We start from the raw sequence: 16,827 nt of genomic DNA, 5'->3' as shown, positions 1-16,827 counted from the left end.
AATGTTATTTGAATGGATTTCCCAGCCTGTCAAAGATGTCGTTTTAGACACTTCAAATTTTGACAAACAGCCCCCACCAGTGATAACCCAGATTCTCTGCCAAAGAGAAATCGATTCAGAAAACAAATTTAAAAAATTTATTAAACCACAGCTTTCAGATTTATATGATCCATTTCTTATGAATGGAATGCAGCGGGCTGTGGACAGGGTTGTTGCCGCACTTGAATCAGGTGAAAAGATACTTATTTATGGAGACTATGATGTTGATGGAGTAACCTCTGTATCGATACTGTATCAGGCAATTCATAGTTTGGGTGGAAAAGTTGATTTTTATATTCCTGACAGGTTGTCCGAAGGCTATGGACTTTCAATTGCAGGAATAGAAAAAGCTGTAAAAAAGAAAACATCGTTAATCATTACTGTTGATTGTGGTATAACAGCAAATAATGAAATAGCTTATGCACAATTAAAAGGAATAGATACAATAATTTGCGATCATCATGAATTGGTAGCTGAAAAACCAGATGCTTTTGCAATATTGGATCCCAAATTAAAAGAATGTAAATATCCATTTAAAGAGCTTGCTGGATGTGGCGTAGCTTTTAAATTACTTCAAGGACTCTGCGAAGTTTTACAAATTGAAAAAGATTTTTTATATCAATTTCTTGATCTTGTTGCTTTAGGAACAGCGGCCGATATTGTTGACTTGAGGTTTGAAAACAGGACAATGGTAAAATATGGGCTTGAATTAATAAATTCTAAACCAAGTTATGGAATTGAGGCTTTGTTAAAAACGTGTGGTTTGGTAAAACAAAAAATAACTGTTAATTTGATTGTATTCTTGCTTGCACCAAGGTTAAACGCTGTTGGGCGGATTTCAAATGCAAAGAAAGCAGTTCATTTATTAACATCGTCAAGTCCGCAACAGGCAAAAAATATTGCCCAGATTTTAGATTCTGAAAACAAACGCCGGAAAGATATTGACGAAGAAACTTTGAAGGAGGCAGAAGAACAGATAGCCAGAGATCACAATCTTGAAAAAGACTGTGTTCTTGTATTAGCAAAAGAAAACTGGCATCTGGGGGTTTTGGGGATTATTGCTTCGAGAATATTGGAGAAATATAACCGCCCTGCAGTTTTAATATCCATCAATGATGGAATAGGCAAAGGATCAGCCCGATCCAAAGCAAATTTTAGTATTTTTGATGCCTGTAATAATCTTTCAGAGTATTTAATTTCTTATGGCGGACATGAATGTGCAGCCGGTTTAACCATTGAGGCCGGTAAAATAGATATTTTTCGAAAAAAAATAAATGAGATAGCAACAAATACAGTTGATGTTAATAATAGCCTGCCAACTTTAAATATTGATTCTTTTGTTTCTTTAAATGAGTTTACCGGATCTTTTTTAAAATGGCTCGATTGGTTAGCCCCTTTTGGACCAAAGAATATGAGGCCTGTTTTTGTTACAAAAAACATTGATATCTCCGGGAATATTATTATTATTGGTGGAAATCACTTAAAATTTAAAGTAAAACAAAATGGAGTTGTAATTGATGCAATTGCGTTTAATATGGCAAAATATCAATCGGTTCTTGAACAGGAGAATATAAAAATTAATTGTGCTTATGTAATCGAAGAAAGTAATTGGCATGGACAGGTAACTATCCAGCTTAGAATAAAAGATTTTGAGGTATCTGATGGAACAGAATGAAGAATATGGGAACTTATTTGAGCACTTAAAAAAAATCAGGCTCAAAAAAAATATTTCATTAAAAACAATTGCTCAGGATAGCCGGATTCAACTTTCCTATTTAGAGGCAATTGAATCTGGTGAGTTTGAAAAAATACCTGAGGTTTATGATAAACTTTTTTTTCAAACTTACATTTCATATCTAAATGTAGATGAACCTGAAAAGTATTTGGCAGAGTTTAAAGCTTTACGTAAAGAAATTTATTATCCTACTCCAACAACAACAATTCAACGAATAAAAACAACGCGTGAAAAAAATAATTCCATTTTCAATTTACGTACCCTGTTTTTTGCAGGTCCTGTTGTTTTAATTGTAATCATTCTGGGGTTTCTTGCATGGAACTCCAAACTGACAGGTGATAGCTCTGAAGAGAAAGTAAAAGAATTGCCTGTTAGAAAAATTGTTGCGGAAATAGAAGCTAAAGAACAGGCAAAAATTGATTCGGTAAAAGAAGTAACAAGAGAAATAAATAATACCAGCAATGTTATTATAGATGTATCTGCAGTTGATACGACCTGGTTGCGTTTCATCAAAGACAAAAAAGATACTTTGGAATATACGCTTTACACAGGAAATACGATTAATATTTCTGCTGACTCAGTGGTCCAATTTTTAATAGGTAATGCTTCCGGGCTTGAGTTTAATATAAATGGTGAAAATAAAGGTGCACTTGGAAATGAAGGCGAAGTTATTAGTTATATGGCGGTAACCCCTGAAGGTATTAGAGATATTCGCAAAAAGATTATTAATAAACAAGAGGTGGTTAATGACACGACGAATATTGATTAGCCTGATTTTTCTTTTTTCTTGTACTGCACAAATGACATCAAAAAAAATCACAAAGAATAATACAGAGCTACTTTATGGCCAGATAAATAAAGAGCAATTATATTTCGATTACCCTGTATGGCTGGAACAAGAAAACGTATATAAGCCCAATGAAGAAGAATTAAAAAACATTCAAGGATATGACAAAGATATAAATATATATATTTTTTTAGGAACATGGTGTGGTGATAGTAGAAGAAATGTTCCAAAATTTTTTAAAGCAATAAAAGGAAATAGCCATTTTAAAACTATTTTATGGGCCGTTGACAGAAAAAAAAAGTTGGATAATGACCTGATAGAAAAATACAATATTAAACGTGTTCCGACTTTTATTTTTGAAAAAGACGGTGTGGAATTAGGAAGAATAATTGAAAATCCGAAAAAAACTATTGAAGCTGATATTCAAGATATTCTTCTGTTAAAAAAATAGATAAATTGGTGACTTTTGCTTATTTTCGCAAGAATTAAATAAGAATCAAAAAACAGGATATTATGAAAAAGAAGAACAATTCAAAGAAAAAAAAATCACAAAACCAACCTGAAGAAATAGTCTTTACTGAAGAAACAGAAGCAATCTTTAAAAAAATATTGCGTATAATGACATGGATTGTTGGCCTATGTTTTGTTCTAATAATTATTTTCCATTTATTTAATGACAAAACTATGGATATAATTACAAGGATTCTGTTTTTTATTGGGATAATAAATTTACTTGTTTTTACTTTATTGGAATTTATCGGAGACAAAGTAAAGCTAAAGATTCAAAAAATAACATCTGCTGATAACAGCCTTGAAAATCAATCAGTAGACAGACTATAATTAAAGAATCTAATTTTACAACCTCACTAAATGAAACCCAATATACTAATCATTGATGATGAGAAAACGATACGGGATTATTTATCCAACATATGTATCGACGGATCGTATAGTGTTCAAAATTGTTCTAATGCTGAAGAAGCAAAAGAACTGATTAATAAATATACATTTAGTGTCCTTATTATTGATATAATTCTGCCAAAACAAAGTGGTCTTGAATTTATTAAAGAAATTCAAGACTCAGGAAATAACACACCTGTAATAGCAATAACAGGAAGCAGAGAATTAGAACACGCACAAGAAGCAGTTCGATTAAATGTGTTTGATTATTTTCTTAAACCCTTTGAAAATAAACATTTACTCCAGGCAATTAAGAATGCTCATACTCAGTTTATTCTAAACAGGGAAAGATCGATTCTTGAAAAAAACAAAGATGAATACCGGCAAAAACTTGAACAGGAAGTAAAAGAAAAAGTACAACAACTGGAATTATCAGAACAGAAATACCGTCAACTTATTGAGCAGTCTATTGTTGGTGTTGCAATTATAAGTGATGGGTTGGTTGTTTATAATAATAATAAGTTTGCAACAATTTTCGGTTTTTCAAACAGCTCCGGAATTGATAGCACCCGCTTCATTGATTTGGTATTAAAACACAAGCAAAAAGCATTACAAACATTGATGCAGGCGTGTCTTTCACAGCAAAGGGACAACACAACCATTCAATTTCCGGCACATAAAAAAAAATCTAAAGAGATATATGTTCAGGCTTGGTTATCATCAATTGAATACAATAGCAATCCTGCTCTTTTGGTTGTTATCACAGATATTACAGAACAACACCTGGCCCAGCAAAGAGAAAAAAAATATGCTTTGGAATTGCTAAAAGAAAACAAAATGGCCTCGATTGGTCAACTAACAGCGGGCATAACTCATAACTTAAACACCCCGATTTCAATCATTCAGGGAAATGCAGAGCTTTTGCAGTATAAAAATCCAAATTCAAACGAAGTTAATATGATTTTAAAGCAAACTTCGCGAATGAATGAATTAATCCATACAATAATAACAAAAGGAAAATATGAGCTAAATTATGAAGAAGATGAGATTGATTTAAACAGCCTTCTAAAAACAGAAATTGAATTCTTAAAAGCGAATTTATACTTCAAACATTATATTGACTGCACTCTGGATTTAGATGATTCCATTCCTTCGCTTTATGGAATATACAGTGATTATTCGCAAAGCATTTCTGTAATTATTCAAAATTCAATCGATGCTATGTACAAATTTGAAAAAAGGGAATTATTTGTACAAACCAAAAAAAATAAGAGTTCTGTAAAACTTGTTATAAAAGATTCTGGTGTTGGAATTGAGCGTGATGTACTCGAGCAGATTTTTGAGCCATTTTTTACAACAAAACCAGCGCCTGATGAAAAAATCCAGGACGATAAAGCTCCGCGTGGTACCGGATTAGGGCTGTCCATGGCAGACAAAATTTTTAAAAAATATGATATTCAGGTTGAGGTAAACTCAAATGTTGGTAGTGGTGCAGAGTTTATTTTATCAATTCCTGTAAAAAAACATAAAAAAAGGGAAAAATGAAAATTAGTGAAAATAGAGGCCGGGAAATAATAGAGTCATTCCAGGGAAAGAAAATACTGGTAATAGGTGATATTATGATTGACGAATATTTAACAGGAAAAGTAACACGAATTTCTCCTGAAGCCCCTGTGCCGGTTGTTGAGATTGATCATGAAATATTATGCTTTGGCGGAGCAGCAAATGTGGCTTTAAATATAAAATCTTTAGGTTGCGAACCTCTTCTTGTTGGGCTTGTTGGTAAAGATAGAATGGCTGAAAATTTTGCTTCGTTAATGTCAGAAAACCATTTAAACACAAAAGGATTGGTTGAATCTACTTCACGACCAACGACGGTTAAAACAAGAATTATTGGCGACAATCAACATATTGCACGTGTTGATAAAGAGACTATTAATGCAGCTAATAAAAAGGAAGAATTAGGGCTGAAACAACGAATCGAGTTTTTAATTACCCAAGCCGATGCTGTTATTTTGCAAGATTATAATAAAGGGGTTCTTACAAAAGAACTAATTTCCTATGCCATAGATTTGTGTATCAAATATAAGCTTCATGTTTCTGTTGATCCTAAATTTACTAATTTTAAAAGTTATAAAAATACTACCATATTTAAGCCTAATATAATTGAAGCCCAACAAGCTGTGGCTAAAAACTTTGAAAACGATGAAGAAGTTGAAGAAGCCGGGTTTGAACTTTTAAACATGTTGAATGCAGAAAGCGTTTTATTAACACGCGGAAAAAAAGGATTATCCCTTTTTGAAAAGAATAATACGGTGACACATATTCCTACCCAGGCGCGTAAAGTAGCTGATGTATCCGGCGCAGGTGATACTGTAATAAGTACTGTTACTTGTTCCTCTATTGGAGGTGCTACAAAACAGGAAGCAGCTGTTCTGGCAAATATTGCAGCCGGCATAGTCGTGGAGGAAGTTGGTATTGTACCTATAAAAAAAGAAAACCTTTTAGCTAATTTGTCTAATTAAAATATGAACACTATTGTAACCATTGATAATATTAAAAAGGTCATCGCCGAATTAAGAAAAAAGGGCTTAACTATTGCATTTACAAATGGTTGCTTCGATTTATTACATCGCGGTCATGTCTATTATTTAGAGAAAGCTAAACAAAAGGCTGATATTCTGGTTTTGGGTCTAAACTCAGATTCATCCGTGCAACGTTTAAAAGGTGCTGACAGGCCATTAGTCAAAGAAGAGGACAGGGCATTTGTTCTCTCAAGGCTGGAATCGGTAGATGTTGTTTGCCTGTTTGCTGAAGATACACCAATTGAAATAATAAAAATTGTTAAACCGGATTTTTTAATAAAAGGCGGGGATTATAGCATTGATCAGATTATAGGTCATGAATTTGTTCAAAAAAACGGTGGCAAAGTGTTAACAATCCCGCTTGTTGAAGGAAAATCTACTACAAAATTAATAGACCAGATTTCTAACCAATGAGAATTATGAAATTTAAAAAATATCAAATACTAAAAATGATTTCGGTTATTGCTTTAATTGCAGCATGTCAACCAGTAACCCATGTAAAAATTGATAAAAGTGAAACGGATGCTGAAAAAAGATTACCTAATAATCTTTGGCTATCAGAAAAATCATTAGACAGGGTAGATTCTATTTTCACCTTAGCTAAACAGGCTCATCAGCAATTGACCAACAGCGATACCTTAGGAGCAGAACTTACATACGAATATGCTTTCGAACGCATTTCTGCCTTTTCTGAAAAGGAACAGGTTACATTAACGAGCTGGACAAAATATGATTCTGTATTAAAGTTAATGAATACCGATTATGAAAGAATCTTTGAAGAACAGGAAGAAATACTGGAAGCTGAGGAAATAAGAGAAGAAATCACAAATATTAATAAAATAGTTTTTCCCGATTCTGTTCTGTTTGGAAATGAAACTGTAATTGATACAAGTACCAGCGGAATGCCAATTACGTTGAACAAAAAAGTACGATCAGTTATAAAATATTTTCAAACAAAAGGTAGAAAAGTATATACAAAATGGCTGGAAAGAAGCGGCAGATATAAAACATTTGTAAAAAATGTATTTGAAGAAAAAGGGTTACCCGATGAATTAATGTACCTTGCCATGATTGAAAGTGGTTTTAATCCCCGGGCCCGTTCTTATGCTCGTGCAGTTGGCATGTGGCAGTTTATTTCTGCAACAGGGCGTTATTATGGGCTTCGCCATAACTGGTGGTTTGATGAAAGAAGAGACTTTATAAAAGCAACTGAAGCGGCTGCACAACATTTAAAAGATTTGCATGAACGTTTTGACGGCCATTGGTATTTAGCACTTGCCGGTTATAATTGCAATCCTAAACGCGTTGAACGGAATATGCGGAAATATAAAACGAATGACTTTTGGAAACTACGCCGTTTGCCAAGACAAACCCGCAATTATGTCCCGACTTTTTTAGCTGCAGTTATTATCGCAAAAGATCCTAAAAAATTTGGATTCTATATAGATCCGCAAACACCTTTTGAAGTTGATTCTATAACGGTATCTGAATCAATTGATTTAAACGTTGTAGCTAAAGCCGTTGATACGACTTATGCTTTTATTAAAGAAATTAATCCGGCAATCATAAGATGGGTAACACCACCGGGAATTAAAAACTTCACGCTTTATATTCCCAAAAACAGCAGGGAAAAATTTAAAAAAGCATATGCACAAATCCCGGACAAAGAAAAAAGATCCTGGGTTCGGCATAAAATTAGATCTGGCGAGAGCTTATCAACAATAGCGGCAAAGTATTATACAAGTATCTCTGTTTTGAAATCTGTTAACAATTTAAGAGGTACACGTATTAGGGCAGGAAAGTATATGTTGATTCCTGTACCTCAAAACAAAAAACACTATTATGTCAGTAATTATTCAAACCCATCATCTAAATCAAAAAAGAGATATACAAAGAAAAAAAGTGTTGTAAAAGAGAATTCTGCTGAATATAAAGCAATTGATTACATCGTAAAAAAAGGCGATACATTGGGTGGGATTGCAGAAGCATATTCTACCAGGGCAAGTAAAATCCGATCCTGGAACGGGCTTTATTATGGACAAAACATATATCCAAAACAGAAATTAAAAGTATATGTCAGAAAAGGTCAGCAATTTTCTTCAAAGAAAAAAAGTACACCGGAAAACTTGGTAGATGATGGCCCTTATTACACAGTAAGAAGAGGCGATACATTATGGGATATAGCAAAAAAGCATAGGATTTCTATTTCGCAGCTAAAGAAAATAAATAAAATTAATGGCTCAAAAATAAAGCCCGGTGATCGTTTAAAAGTTCAATGATTTTAAAACAGAACTAATTAAGCTTGTCCTTACACAATAATAAAACTCAAAATTTAAGTAAAAGAAAATCAAGAAAAGAATGCATAAATAGAATTGATTTTAGGATGTAAAAGTCGTAAAATCAATGCTTCAATAATTATGAGTCAAAAATCAAAGATGAAAAATAATTTTTGCCCTTCTTGTGGTGCAAAACTAGAAAATAATCCGAACTTTTGTTCAAGTTGCGGCGAAAAATTAGAATCGACAAGCGCTAAAAAAAGTCCCCAAAAAACAAAAAAGACCGAACCTCCTAAAAAGAGTAATTCATATTTTATTTTGGCGTTGGCATTTTTATTTGCAATTGTAACAATAATTCTTGTAAACAACAGCAATACAAAATCATTTCAAAAAAAGCTGAATTCCAAGGTTTCTCAAACTCCTGCTGAAAATCCTGATCTTAACAGGATGATGAATACTATACAGGAGTTACGTAAACAGTTGGATGCTGACCCTTCTAATTATGAGTTAAATGTTAAAATGGGAAACAGTTTTTTTGATATTAGCCGTTTTCCGGACGCGATTAAACATTATCAAAAAGCTTTAGAGGTAAATGCAACTGATCCTAATGTTTTAATTGATCTAGGTGTCGCATATTTCAATACTAACTCATCCGATTCTGCATTGATGTATATGCAAACAGCTTTGAAGATAGATCCAACACATAGTCAGGGATTATATAACTCTGGAATAGTTCATTTTAACATGGGTGATTCTTTGGGTGCTATAAAAATGTGGGAAAAGTTGATAGAAACGAATTCTCAATCACCACAGGCTGCCACAGCCAAAAAATTTATTGACCAAATTAAAAGTAAAATAACTAAATCATAACGGAGATTCTATTTTATGCCAAGCGGTAAAAAAAGAAAACGTGCCAAGATGGCTACTCATAAGAGAAAAAAGCGTTTAAGAAAAAATAGACATAAAAAGAAGAAATAAAGGTTCATTATTATGAACCTTTTTCTTTTCTATTTACAGTTGTAATTAATTTATTTCTTCTTAAGCTTCAAATCTTTCATGGAAAAGAAAGTATACAGTGTAAGTGATATTACACGCACTATTAAAACTCTTTTAGAAGAGAGCCTGCCAACTATATGGATTGAAGGTGAAATATCAAACCTGAAAGCCCATTATTCCGGTCATTTATATTTTTCTCTCAAAGATAATGATGCCCAGATTTCTGCAGTGATTTGGCGTACACGTGCTGAGCAGATCAGCTTTAATCTTGAAGATGGAATGCAGATTAAAGCACTGGGTAATATTCGCCTTTATGAAAAATCCGGGCGTTACCAAATTGATATTCTCCAGGCACAACCTGCTGGTGTCGGGAACCTTCAGCAAGCTTTTGAACAGTTAAAAACAAAATTGCTGTCAGAAGGTCTTTTTGCAGAAGAAAACAAAAAAGCAATTCCAGAATTTCCTCAAAAAGTGTCAATTGTTACATCTCCCACAGGAGCCGCAATACGCGATATTCTGGATGTATTAAAACGGCGCGCCCCTTATCTCGAAATATTAATTCGGGCGGCAAAAGTGCAAGGTATTAATGCCTCAACGGATATTGCATCTGCCATAGAAGAAATAAATAAGCACAATAAAGCAGATGTGATTATTGTAGGTCGGGGTGGTGGATCTTTAGAAGATTTATGGGCCTTTAATGAAGAGCAAGTTGCCAGAGCCATATTCCAGTCAAAAATACCTGTTATTTCTGCTGTAGGACACGAGGTTGATTTTACCATATCTGATTTTGTTGCAGATTTAAGGGCAGCAACACCTTCGGCAGCAGCTGAGTTGGTTGTTACAGACAGAAATGAATTGGCAGGATTGTTTTTAGGAATTAAACAACAAATGCAGAATGCAGTACAGGCCAATATTAACTTTTTAAATCAAAAAGTTTCATCTTTAGAAAAAAGCCATGGGTTAAAACGATTTGAAGATTTGTTAAACCAATATGCTCAAAGAATTGATGACCTAAGCAGCAGATCGCAAAATGCTTTCCTAAATCAGTTCTTTCAGAAAAAAGAGAAAACACAATTTTTGACAAAGAGACTTAACAGTTTAAACCATGAAGCTACCCTTGCAAGAGGATTTAGTATTACTTATGCTGATGGGAAAATTGTTAAAGATATTTCCAAACTGAAAAAGTGGCAAGTTTTGGAGACGAAGGTTGCAAATGGTGAAATCGAAAGTACCATAAACAAACTAAAGTATTAGGTTTATTATGAAAAAAGATGTTAAATTTGAAGCAGCTCTAAAACGTTTGGAAACAATCGTAGACCAGCTGGAATCAGGCGAAATTGACCTTGATAAAAGTATTAAAATTTATGAAGAAGGCAACGACCTTGTAAAAGTTTGTCTCGAAAAATTAAATTCTGCCGAGAAAAAAATTAAACAAATCTCAAAAGATCAAAGTGGAAATATTATAGTTGATGATTTTGAATAAATTGAAGTAAAATGGCAAAAGAAATTAAAACAATTGGGATTGTTGTTAACCCACGTAAAGATAACGTTAATGACCTGCTTGAAAAGTTTGATAACTGGGCAGCAAAATACAGTGATCAGGTATCTTTCTATTTATGCACAAATGACTCGCCTTATATAAGTACCGAGTTTAAAAGCCTTCGGTTATTATCTGAATCTGAAATACTAAATAAATCCGAAGTATTAATAACTCTTGGCGGTGATGGCACGCTTTTAAGAACCGTTGAGAAAATAACCGATACTTTTCCAAAATTTTTAGGAGTAAACCTGGGTGGTTTAGGTTTCCTGGCAGATACACCACCGGACAAATTAACCGATCACCTTGAGAGTGTTTTGTCGGGTCAGTATACTTTGGATGAACGAACTTTACTTACTCTCAGGCAAAATGGCCATAAAGAAAAAAAAGTCGCATTAAATGATATTGTTGTTGATAAAGCAGGGTTTTCCAGGGTTATACAAATTGATGTACGGATAGCCGGGCGGACATTAAACTCATATATTGCAGACGGTCTGATAGTTTCAACACCTACTGGATCGACAGGTTATTCGCTATCTGCGGGCGGCCCAATAGTTGAACCAAGGTCAAATGTAATTGTTTTAAACCCCATTTGTCCGCATTCTTTAACGAACAGGCCTCTAATAATTCATGATGATGGTGAAATTAATCTCCAGATATGGACAGAACATAAATCCTTTAATATTCTCAAAGATGGGCAAATCCAGGGAAGCTATCCAAGTGGAACACGATTTATTATCAAAAAAAGTAAAAGAAAAATCAACTTCATTAAAATTAAATCTCAAAACTTTTTTAAAACATTAAGTAGAAAGCTTAGTTGGGGCGAGGATTTTAGAAATAAAAAGCGTTGGACTTATCAAAAAGATTGATGAGTTTTAATCATTTGTCCGTTTGTAGTTTGGAATTAGAATACGATCATACCAATCTGGATTTTGAATCTCTTTATAATAGGTTGAATGAAGCAGTTCATATCTTCCAAATCCACTCCTGTCCCCAAAAATAAATTTGCTTCCGCCATCTAACTCATAATAATTCCAAATCACATATGGATCGGTGTCTGTATTATTAGTAAAGCGCTCAATTTCACTTGGAATACCATAAAGAATCAACACGCGTCCACGATCAGTTTTATAACCCTTAACCATAGATGAGCTAAAATCATTATTCGCCATAAAAAATAACCTTAAAAATTTTTCACGGGTTAATCCAAATGCAATTCCGTTTTGCTTATCGAGGTTACGCCAAAAGGTGGTTAAAAAAACACGAATTTCATTAGCAGTAACAAGTTGTTCAAAAATTTCTGTTTCCTGCAATGTTGCAAAATAACTTGCAGCCTCAAACTCCTCTTTTAATTCTTCCAGGTTCATAGAATTAAAAACGGGATCAATATCAGAAAGTTGATTCTCCAGAACTTTTTTCTTTCTTGGTTTACGAACCGAGAAGCGTTTTCTTGTATTACTTGAGTTACCGGAAAACAAATCTTTAGCACGTATATTTAAATTATAGCTACCCGGTGGAAGTGAAAGGGCATTGAATGCACCAATTTCTACCTGGGCATTTCCTGCAATATTATTAGTTTTTTGTGGACCTGTTTTTAGCGTATCTCCATTTTCATTTGTAACAAAATAATTGAAATTGTACTTATTTTGTTGGGTTTCACTATAGCTTAGATTATTGAGCTCCACATAATAATATAGCATCGGTTGCAGAAGGTCATATACTTTTCGGGGATAAGGGATGATTTTCAGATTGTTCTTTGTAAACTTTCCGTCAACGGTTGTTTTTTCAATATGGGATGATAGTTGAATATCTGACAGGCGAAATTTATTTGTTGCACCGGGAATATTTATATCTAAAATATATTCTCCAGTAAATCCTGAGATTTTATCTGTAACCCGAATTGTGGCCGAAAAATGACGAAATGGAAGGGCAAGACTGAATATATCATAAAACTGACTATATTTTTTTACACTTGCAGAATCTGTTTCAGTGTTTTTAAAATTATGAGAAATATTCTTAATCTCATCACCATTATGATTAATAATTAATTTGTTTTCAAATAACGCCTGTAAGGTATCATTTTTATAGTCATATTGAAGATTACTTTGAAAAAAAGAAACATAAAATTCTACATAAGCCAGCGAATCATTCATTTGAAAGGCTGAATAATCTGCACTAATAGGAATAAATGAAACTTGTCCATAACTGAAAAAGGGGAAAATTAGTAAAACTGTTTTTAAAAGAATAAATTTAGTTTTTTTCATTTATAGTGGATTTCTTTTTTTATTAAATTTTAAAAGATTCTGATCGTTATTGAATTTCAATCCCGAATGTCCATTATAGACAAGATTCCTGCTTAAGGCTTGCAGGGATGACATTCATTTGTCCTAATTGAATTGCACGGACACTAACTTTGAAACACCTTCTTCTTCCATTGTGACGCCATACATGGTCTCAGCAGCTTCCATAGTGCGTTTGTTGTGTGTAACTACTAAAAACTGTGTATTGTTCGAAAAGCTCTGCAGTGCCTCTGTAAATCGGCCAATATTGACATCATCCAAAGGAGCATCAACTTCATCCAGAATACAAAAAGGGCTTGGTTTAACCAGGTAAATGGAAAAAAGCAGGGAAATAGCTGTCAGTGTTTTTTCACCACCTGAAAGCAGGGAAAGGGTCTGCAAACCGCGACCTTTGGTTGTAACTTCAATTTCTATATCAGCTTCAAGCGGGTCATCAGTCTCGTCCAGCATAAGAGTTCCGCGCCCATTAGGAAAAAAGGATACAAAAACTTTTTCAAAATTTTCTTTAATAGCAGTAAAAGTCTCTTCAAATTGTTTGCGGGCAGTTTTGTTGATTTTATCAATTGTTTCCAACAATGATTGTTCTGCCTTTTGTAAATCATCTCGTTGAGTTGTTAAAAATTCCAGTCGTTCACTTTCCTTTTCATGTTCCGATACAGCCAGTGGATTAACAGGCCCAAGATTTTTTATGCGGTTACGAAGGGAATCTAGTAAGTCTTCTGTTTCTTCTTCATTAAGGTTCTGGTTTGGGATATGCGCATCAACATCAGTTGAATATTCCTTTGATGCATAAGTTCTAACCGCTTCAGATTGGTATTTATACTCACTGATTTCTATTTCAAGTTTCTTAGATTTTTCCAGCGAACTGTCATGTTTTCTGCGGAACTCACGGATTTCATTTTCCAGCTTATGGCGTTTATCTTTTAACTCTTGAAATTCAGTCTCAAGCACTTGTTTCTTTTTGTCAAGTTCATCCCGGTGCTGCCAAATTTGTTCACGTTTTACTTTACGATCTACGATTTCACTATCAAATTTAACAAGAGATTCTTTTATATTTTCAATTTCCTGTTTACGGCGAGTGATCGAAGTTTCCAGCTCTTTTACATTTTCAGAATTCCGTTTCAAATCATTCTCACGGTTTACAAGCTGGTTTTGAGAATTACTGTGTTTTAACTGAGTTTCCTGGTATTCGTCCAGCAAAATTTGAAAGCTCTCATTTTTTGTTTCAAATTCATTTGTGCGAATAATGGTTTCTTTTTCAAGCTTGTTTAACTCGCTTTGTTTTATTTCCAACTCAGCGGATATTTCATTTGTTTCTTTGAGGAGAATGTCGATTTGCGTATTTAATTGAGTTGTTTGGATATCAGCGGCTTCAAGTTGTTTTTTCTTATTTTCAAGCTGGTAAGATAATTGTTTAAGGTTATTATCAATTTCAAAAAAGCGGTGTTGTTTTATATCCAGTAATTCGCGTTTTTCTTTTTCATTGTTTAGGATTTGTTCTAACTCATATTCAAACTTTTTACCGGCATCTTTTAAAACTTGAAGCTCTTTATCTTGTTTTTCCTTCAGTTTTTCCAACTCTTTTAATTTGTTTTTTCGTCCGATGATTGTTGTATCTTTTTTTCCGGTACTGCCACCACTAATCTCGCGGCTAAAATTAACAGTTTCTCCATCGTTGCTAATAAAACGTAAACCCGGTTTTTTTTCGGATAGTTTTATTAATTCATCCAATGAACTACCTATTGCCACATCACCGATCAAAATATTTAAAAGATGCCTAAATTTATCTGAACAAGAAATGTTGTCCAGTAAAAAGCTGAGCCCGGCGCCATTTTTATTCCAATTAGGCGCATCAATTTTTTCAACACGGTCAAGAGGAATACAAGTTACACGACCTTGGTTTTCTGCTTTTACTTTTTGGATCAGCTCTTTTGCTACGCTAATATTTTCCACTACAATGAAATTTAATGAATCTTTTAAAACAGATTCTACAAGTAGGGCGTGTTGTTCATTTGCATCAATTAAATCGGCCAAAGGTCCATAAACACCGTCAATTTTATCTTGTTGGGACATTACAAATTGTGTGCTTTTAGCGTGGCCTTCATAACTGCTGATAATATTTTTTAAAAAGCTTTCACGGGAACGGGTTCTTTCAAGGTCACTTAACAAAAGATTATAATCAGACTGGTTTTTAGTTATATTTACCCGAACTTTTGTGGAGCTTTCTTGAATATGGCTTATTTCAGATTTTATTTTTTCAATTTCCGCTTCACTGGCAATCTTGCCTTTATTTGACTCATCTAATTTCTCATTTAATTCTGAAATCTCAGAGTCTTGTTCACTGTTTATATGGTTGATTTTTTCTATCTGCTCTTTATCAAAATTAACGCGGTATTCTTTTTGTTTTAGCAGCTCTTTTTTCTCAGTAACTATTTGAAGCTGTTCACGGAATTTAGTATTCAACTGGTCAATATCCGCTTTTTCAGCGTTGATTAAATCTGCATTCTCTTCCTTTTCTTTGCGGATTTCAGCAAATTGTTTATCAAGCTGTTCTGTATTTAAGCGGATTTGTTCCAGCTCATCCGTGTATGTTTCCTTATCCTCATTTAGCAGGGTGATTTTTTTCAGGAAGCCATCTATTTCATTTAGATAGCGTTCCCGGTTCTTTTTCATATCTTCAATTTTTGCTTCTGCAATTGCATCATCCTGGTTTAGATTGCGGATGTTGATATCTTTTTCATAGAGGGTTTTATTTAATTCTGAAACACGTTGCTCAAACTCAATTTGTTGGCGGTTGTAATCCTCCAAAATAGCTTCTTCTAAAGTAATTTGGTGTGAACTTTCTTCTTTCTCTTTGCTGATTTCTGTCAACTCTGTTTCCAGCGGATCAATTAAATCTTTAAATTTGTGATAGCGGAAAACAGCAAGGTCAATATCATTCTTCTTCATTTGATCGGTTAAATCTATAAAACGTCGGGCTTTTGAAACCTGGCGACCTAATGAGGAGACAGTTTTTTCAACTTCAATTACAATATCATTTATACGTGCTAAATCCTGCTGAGTGGAATCTAATTTTCTTAATGCAGATTTTCGGCGTGTTTTATATTTTACAACGCCGGCAGCTTCTTCAAAAAGAAGGCGCCGTTCATTTTTATTTTCGCTTAAAATACTTTCAACCATCTTAAGCTCAATTACTGAATATGAATTTGCCCCCATACCTGTATCCATAAAAAGATTTACTACATCTTTTAAACGCACAGGTACTTTGTTAATCATATATTGGCTTTCTCCGGAACGGTATAAGCGCCGTGAGATAACAATTTCTTCATACTCACTATCAAGAATTTTTTTGTTGTTTTCTATTGTCATGGAAACTTCGGAAAGCCCCATTGGTTTGCGCTTTTTAGTACCGTTAAATATAACATTTTCCATTTTATCACTACGCAAAGATGAAACGCGCTGCTCACCTAAAACCCAGCGGATTGCATCTACAATGTTCGATTTCCCCGAACCATTTGGCCCAATAATACAAGTTAACCCTTCATTAAAATCTAATTTGATCTTTTGGGCAAACGATTTAAAACCTAAAATTTCTAACTTTGACAGATACATAAAATATTTTCTTCTTTACAAAATTAAGATTTAAAATCAGCAGATTTATTTACCAATCCA

General features: G+C 33.7%; 14 protein-coding genes. 12 read left to right on the top strand and 2 right to left on the bottom strand.

What is annotated here, in order from left to right:
- Window position 1: 1 nt before the first annotated feature.
- From recJ to HND50_02405, 12 genes are all read left to right on the top strand, one after another.
- Complete coding sequence (gene recJ, locus HND50_02460) at window positions 2-1,714, top strand: single-stranded-DNA-specific exonuclease RecJ (GenBank protein NOG44061.1); 1,713 nt, start codon at window positions 2-4, stop codon at window positions 1,712-1,714.
- Window positions 1,701-2,543: a DUF4115 domain-containing protein gene (locus HND50_02455; protein ID NOG44060.1), complete on the top strand. Its 843-nt coding sequence runs from the start codon at window positions 1,701-1,703 to the stop codon at window positions 2,541-2,543. Before recJ ends, HND50_02455 begins: the two co-directional genes overlap by 14 nt.
- 31 nt (window positions 2,544-2,574) lie before the next feature.
- On the top strand, window positions 2,575-3,012 hold the full coding sequence (locus HND50_02450) for a thioredoxin (GenBank protein NOG44059.1): 438 nt from the start codon (window positions 2,575-2,577) through the stop codon (window positions 3,010-3,012).
- 62 nt (window positions 3,013-3,074) lie between these two features.
- Window positions 3,075-3,401, top strand: coding sequence for a hypothetical protein (locus tag HND50_02445; GenBank protein NOG44058.1), 327 nt, complete (start codon window positions 3,075-3,077; stop codon window positions 3,399-3,401).
- Between the two features lie 30 nt (window positions 3,402-3,431).
- Window positions 3,432-5,006 carry a response regulator gene (locus tag HND50_02440; protein ID NOG44057.1) on the top strand — a complete coding sequence of 525 codons (1,575 nt, stop codon included), beginning with the start codon at window positions 3,432-3,434 and terminating at the stop codon, window positions 5,004-5,006.
- Complete coding sequence (rfaE1, locus tag HND50_02435) at window positions 5,003-5,986, top strand: D-glycero-beta-D-manno-heptose-7-phosphate kinase (GenBank protein ID NOG44056.1); 984 nt, start codon at window positions 5,003-5,005, stop codon at window positions 5,984-5,986. The genes HND50_02440 and rfaE1 overlap by 4 nt, the downstream gene beginning before the upstream one ends.
- 3 nt (window positions 5,987-5,989) lie before the next feature.
- On the top strand, window positions 5,990-6,460 hold the full coding sequence (gene rfaE2 / locus HND50_02430; protein NOG44055.1) for a D-glycero-beta-D-manno-heptose 1-phosphate adenylyltransferase: 471 nt from the start codon (window positions 5,990-5,992) through the stop codon (window positions 6,458-6,460).
- Between the two features lie 5 nt (window positions 6,461-6,465).
- Window positions 6,466-8,325, top strand: a complete 1,860-nt coding sequence (locus HND50_02425; GenBank protein ID NOG44054.1) for a LysM peptidoglycan-binding domain-containing protein — start codon at window positions 6,466-6,468, stop codon at window positions 8,323-8,325.
- 156 nt (window positions 8,326-8,481) lie between these two features.
- Window positions 8,482-9,192, top strand: a complete 711-nt coding sequence (locus HND50_02420) for a tetratricopeptide repeat protein (protein NOG44053.1) — start codon at window positions 8,482-8,484, stop codon at window positions 9,190-9,192.
- Between the two features lie 186 nt (window positions 9,193-9,378).
- The gene (gene xseA / locus HND50_02415; GenBank protein NOG44052.1) at window positions 9,379-10,572 is read left to right on the top strand and encodes an exodeoxyribonuclease VII large subunit; all 1,194 of its coding nucleotides are present in this window, start codon (window positions 9,379-9,381) and stop codon (window positions 10,570-10,572) included.
- A 7-nt stretch (window positions 10,573-10,579) separates the two neighbouring features.
- Window positions 10,580-10,801, top strand: coding sequence for an exodeoxyribonuclease VII small subunit (gene xseB, locus HND50_02410; protein NOG44051.1), 222 nt, complete (start codon window positions 10,580-10,582; stop codon window positions 10,799-10,801).
- A gap of 11 nt (window positions 10,802-10,812) precedes the next feature.
- Complete coding sequence (locus HND50_02405) at window positions 10,813-11,724, top strand: NAD(+) kinase (GenBank protein NOG44050.1); 912 nt, start codon at window positions 10,813-10,815, stop codon at window positions 11,722-11,724.
- A 6-nt stretch (window positions 11,725-11,730) separates the two neighbouring features.
- Here the strand turns inward: HND50_02405 and HND50_02400 are convergent, their stop codons facing one another.
- Both HND50_02400 and smc read right to left on the bottom strand, forming a co-directional pair.
- On the bottom strand, window positions 11,731-13,119 hold the full coding sequence (locus HND50_02400) for a GWxTD domain-containing protein (GenBank protein NOG44049.1): 1,389 nt from the start codon (window positions 13,117-13,119) through the stop codon (window positions 11,731-11,733).
- A gap of 123 nt (window positions 13,120-13,242) precedes the next feature.
- Complete coding sequence (gene smc / locus HND50_02395) at window positions 13,243-16,767, bottom strand: chromosome segregation protein SMC (GenBank protein ID NOG44048.1); 3,525 nt, start codon at window positions 16,765-16,767, stop codon at window positions 13,243-13,245.
- Window positions 16,768-16,827: the final 60 nt, after the last annotated feature.

The sequence above is a fragment of the Calditrichota bacterium genome, assembly GCA_013112635.1.
Classification (GTDB): domain Bacteria; phylum Calditrichota; class Calditrichia; order Calditrichales; family J004; genus JABFGF01.
The sequence above is the reverse complement of the archived record's forward strand: the minus strand, read 5'-3'. Positions and strand labels throughout refer to the sequence as shown.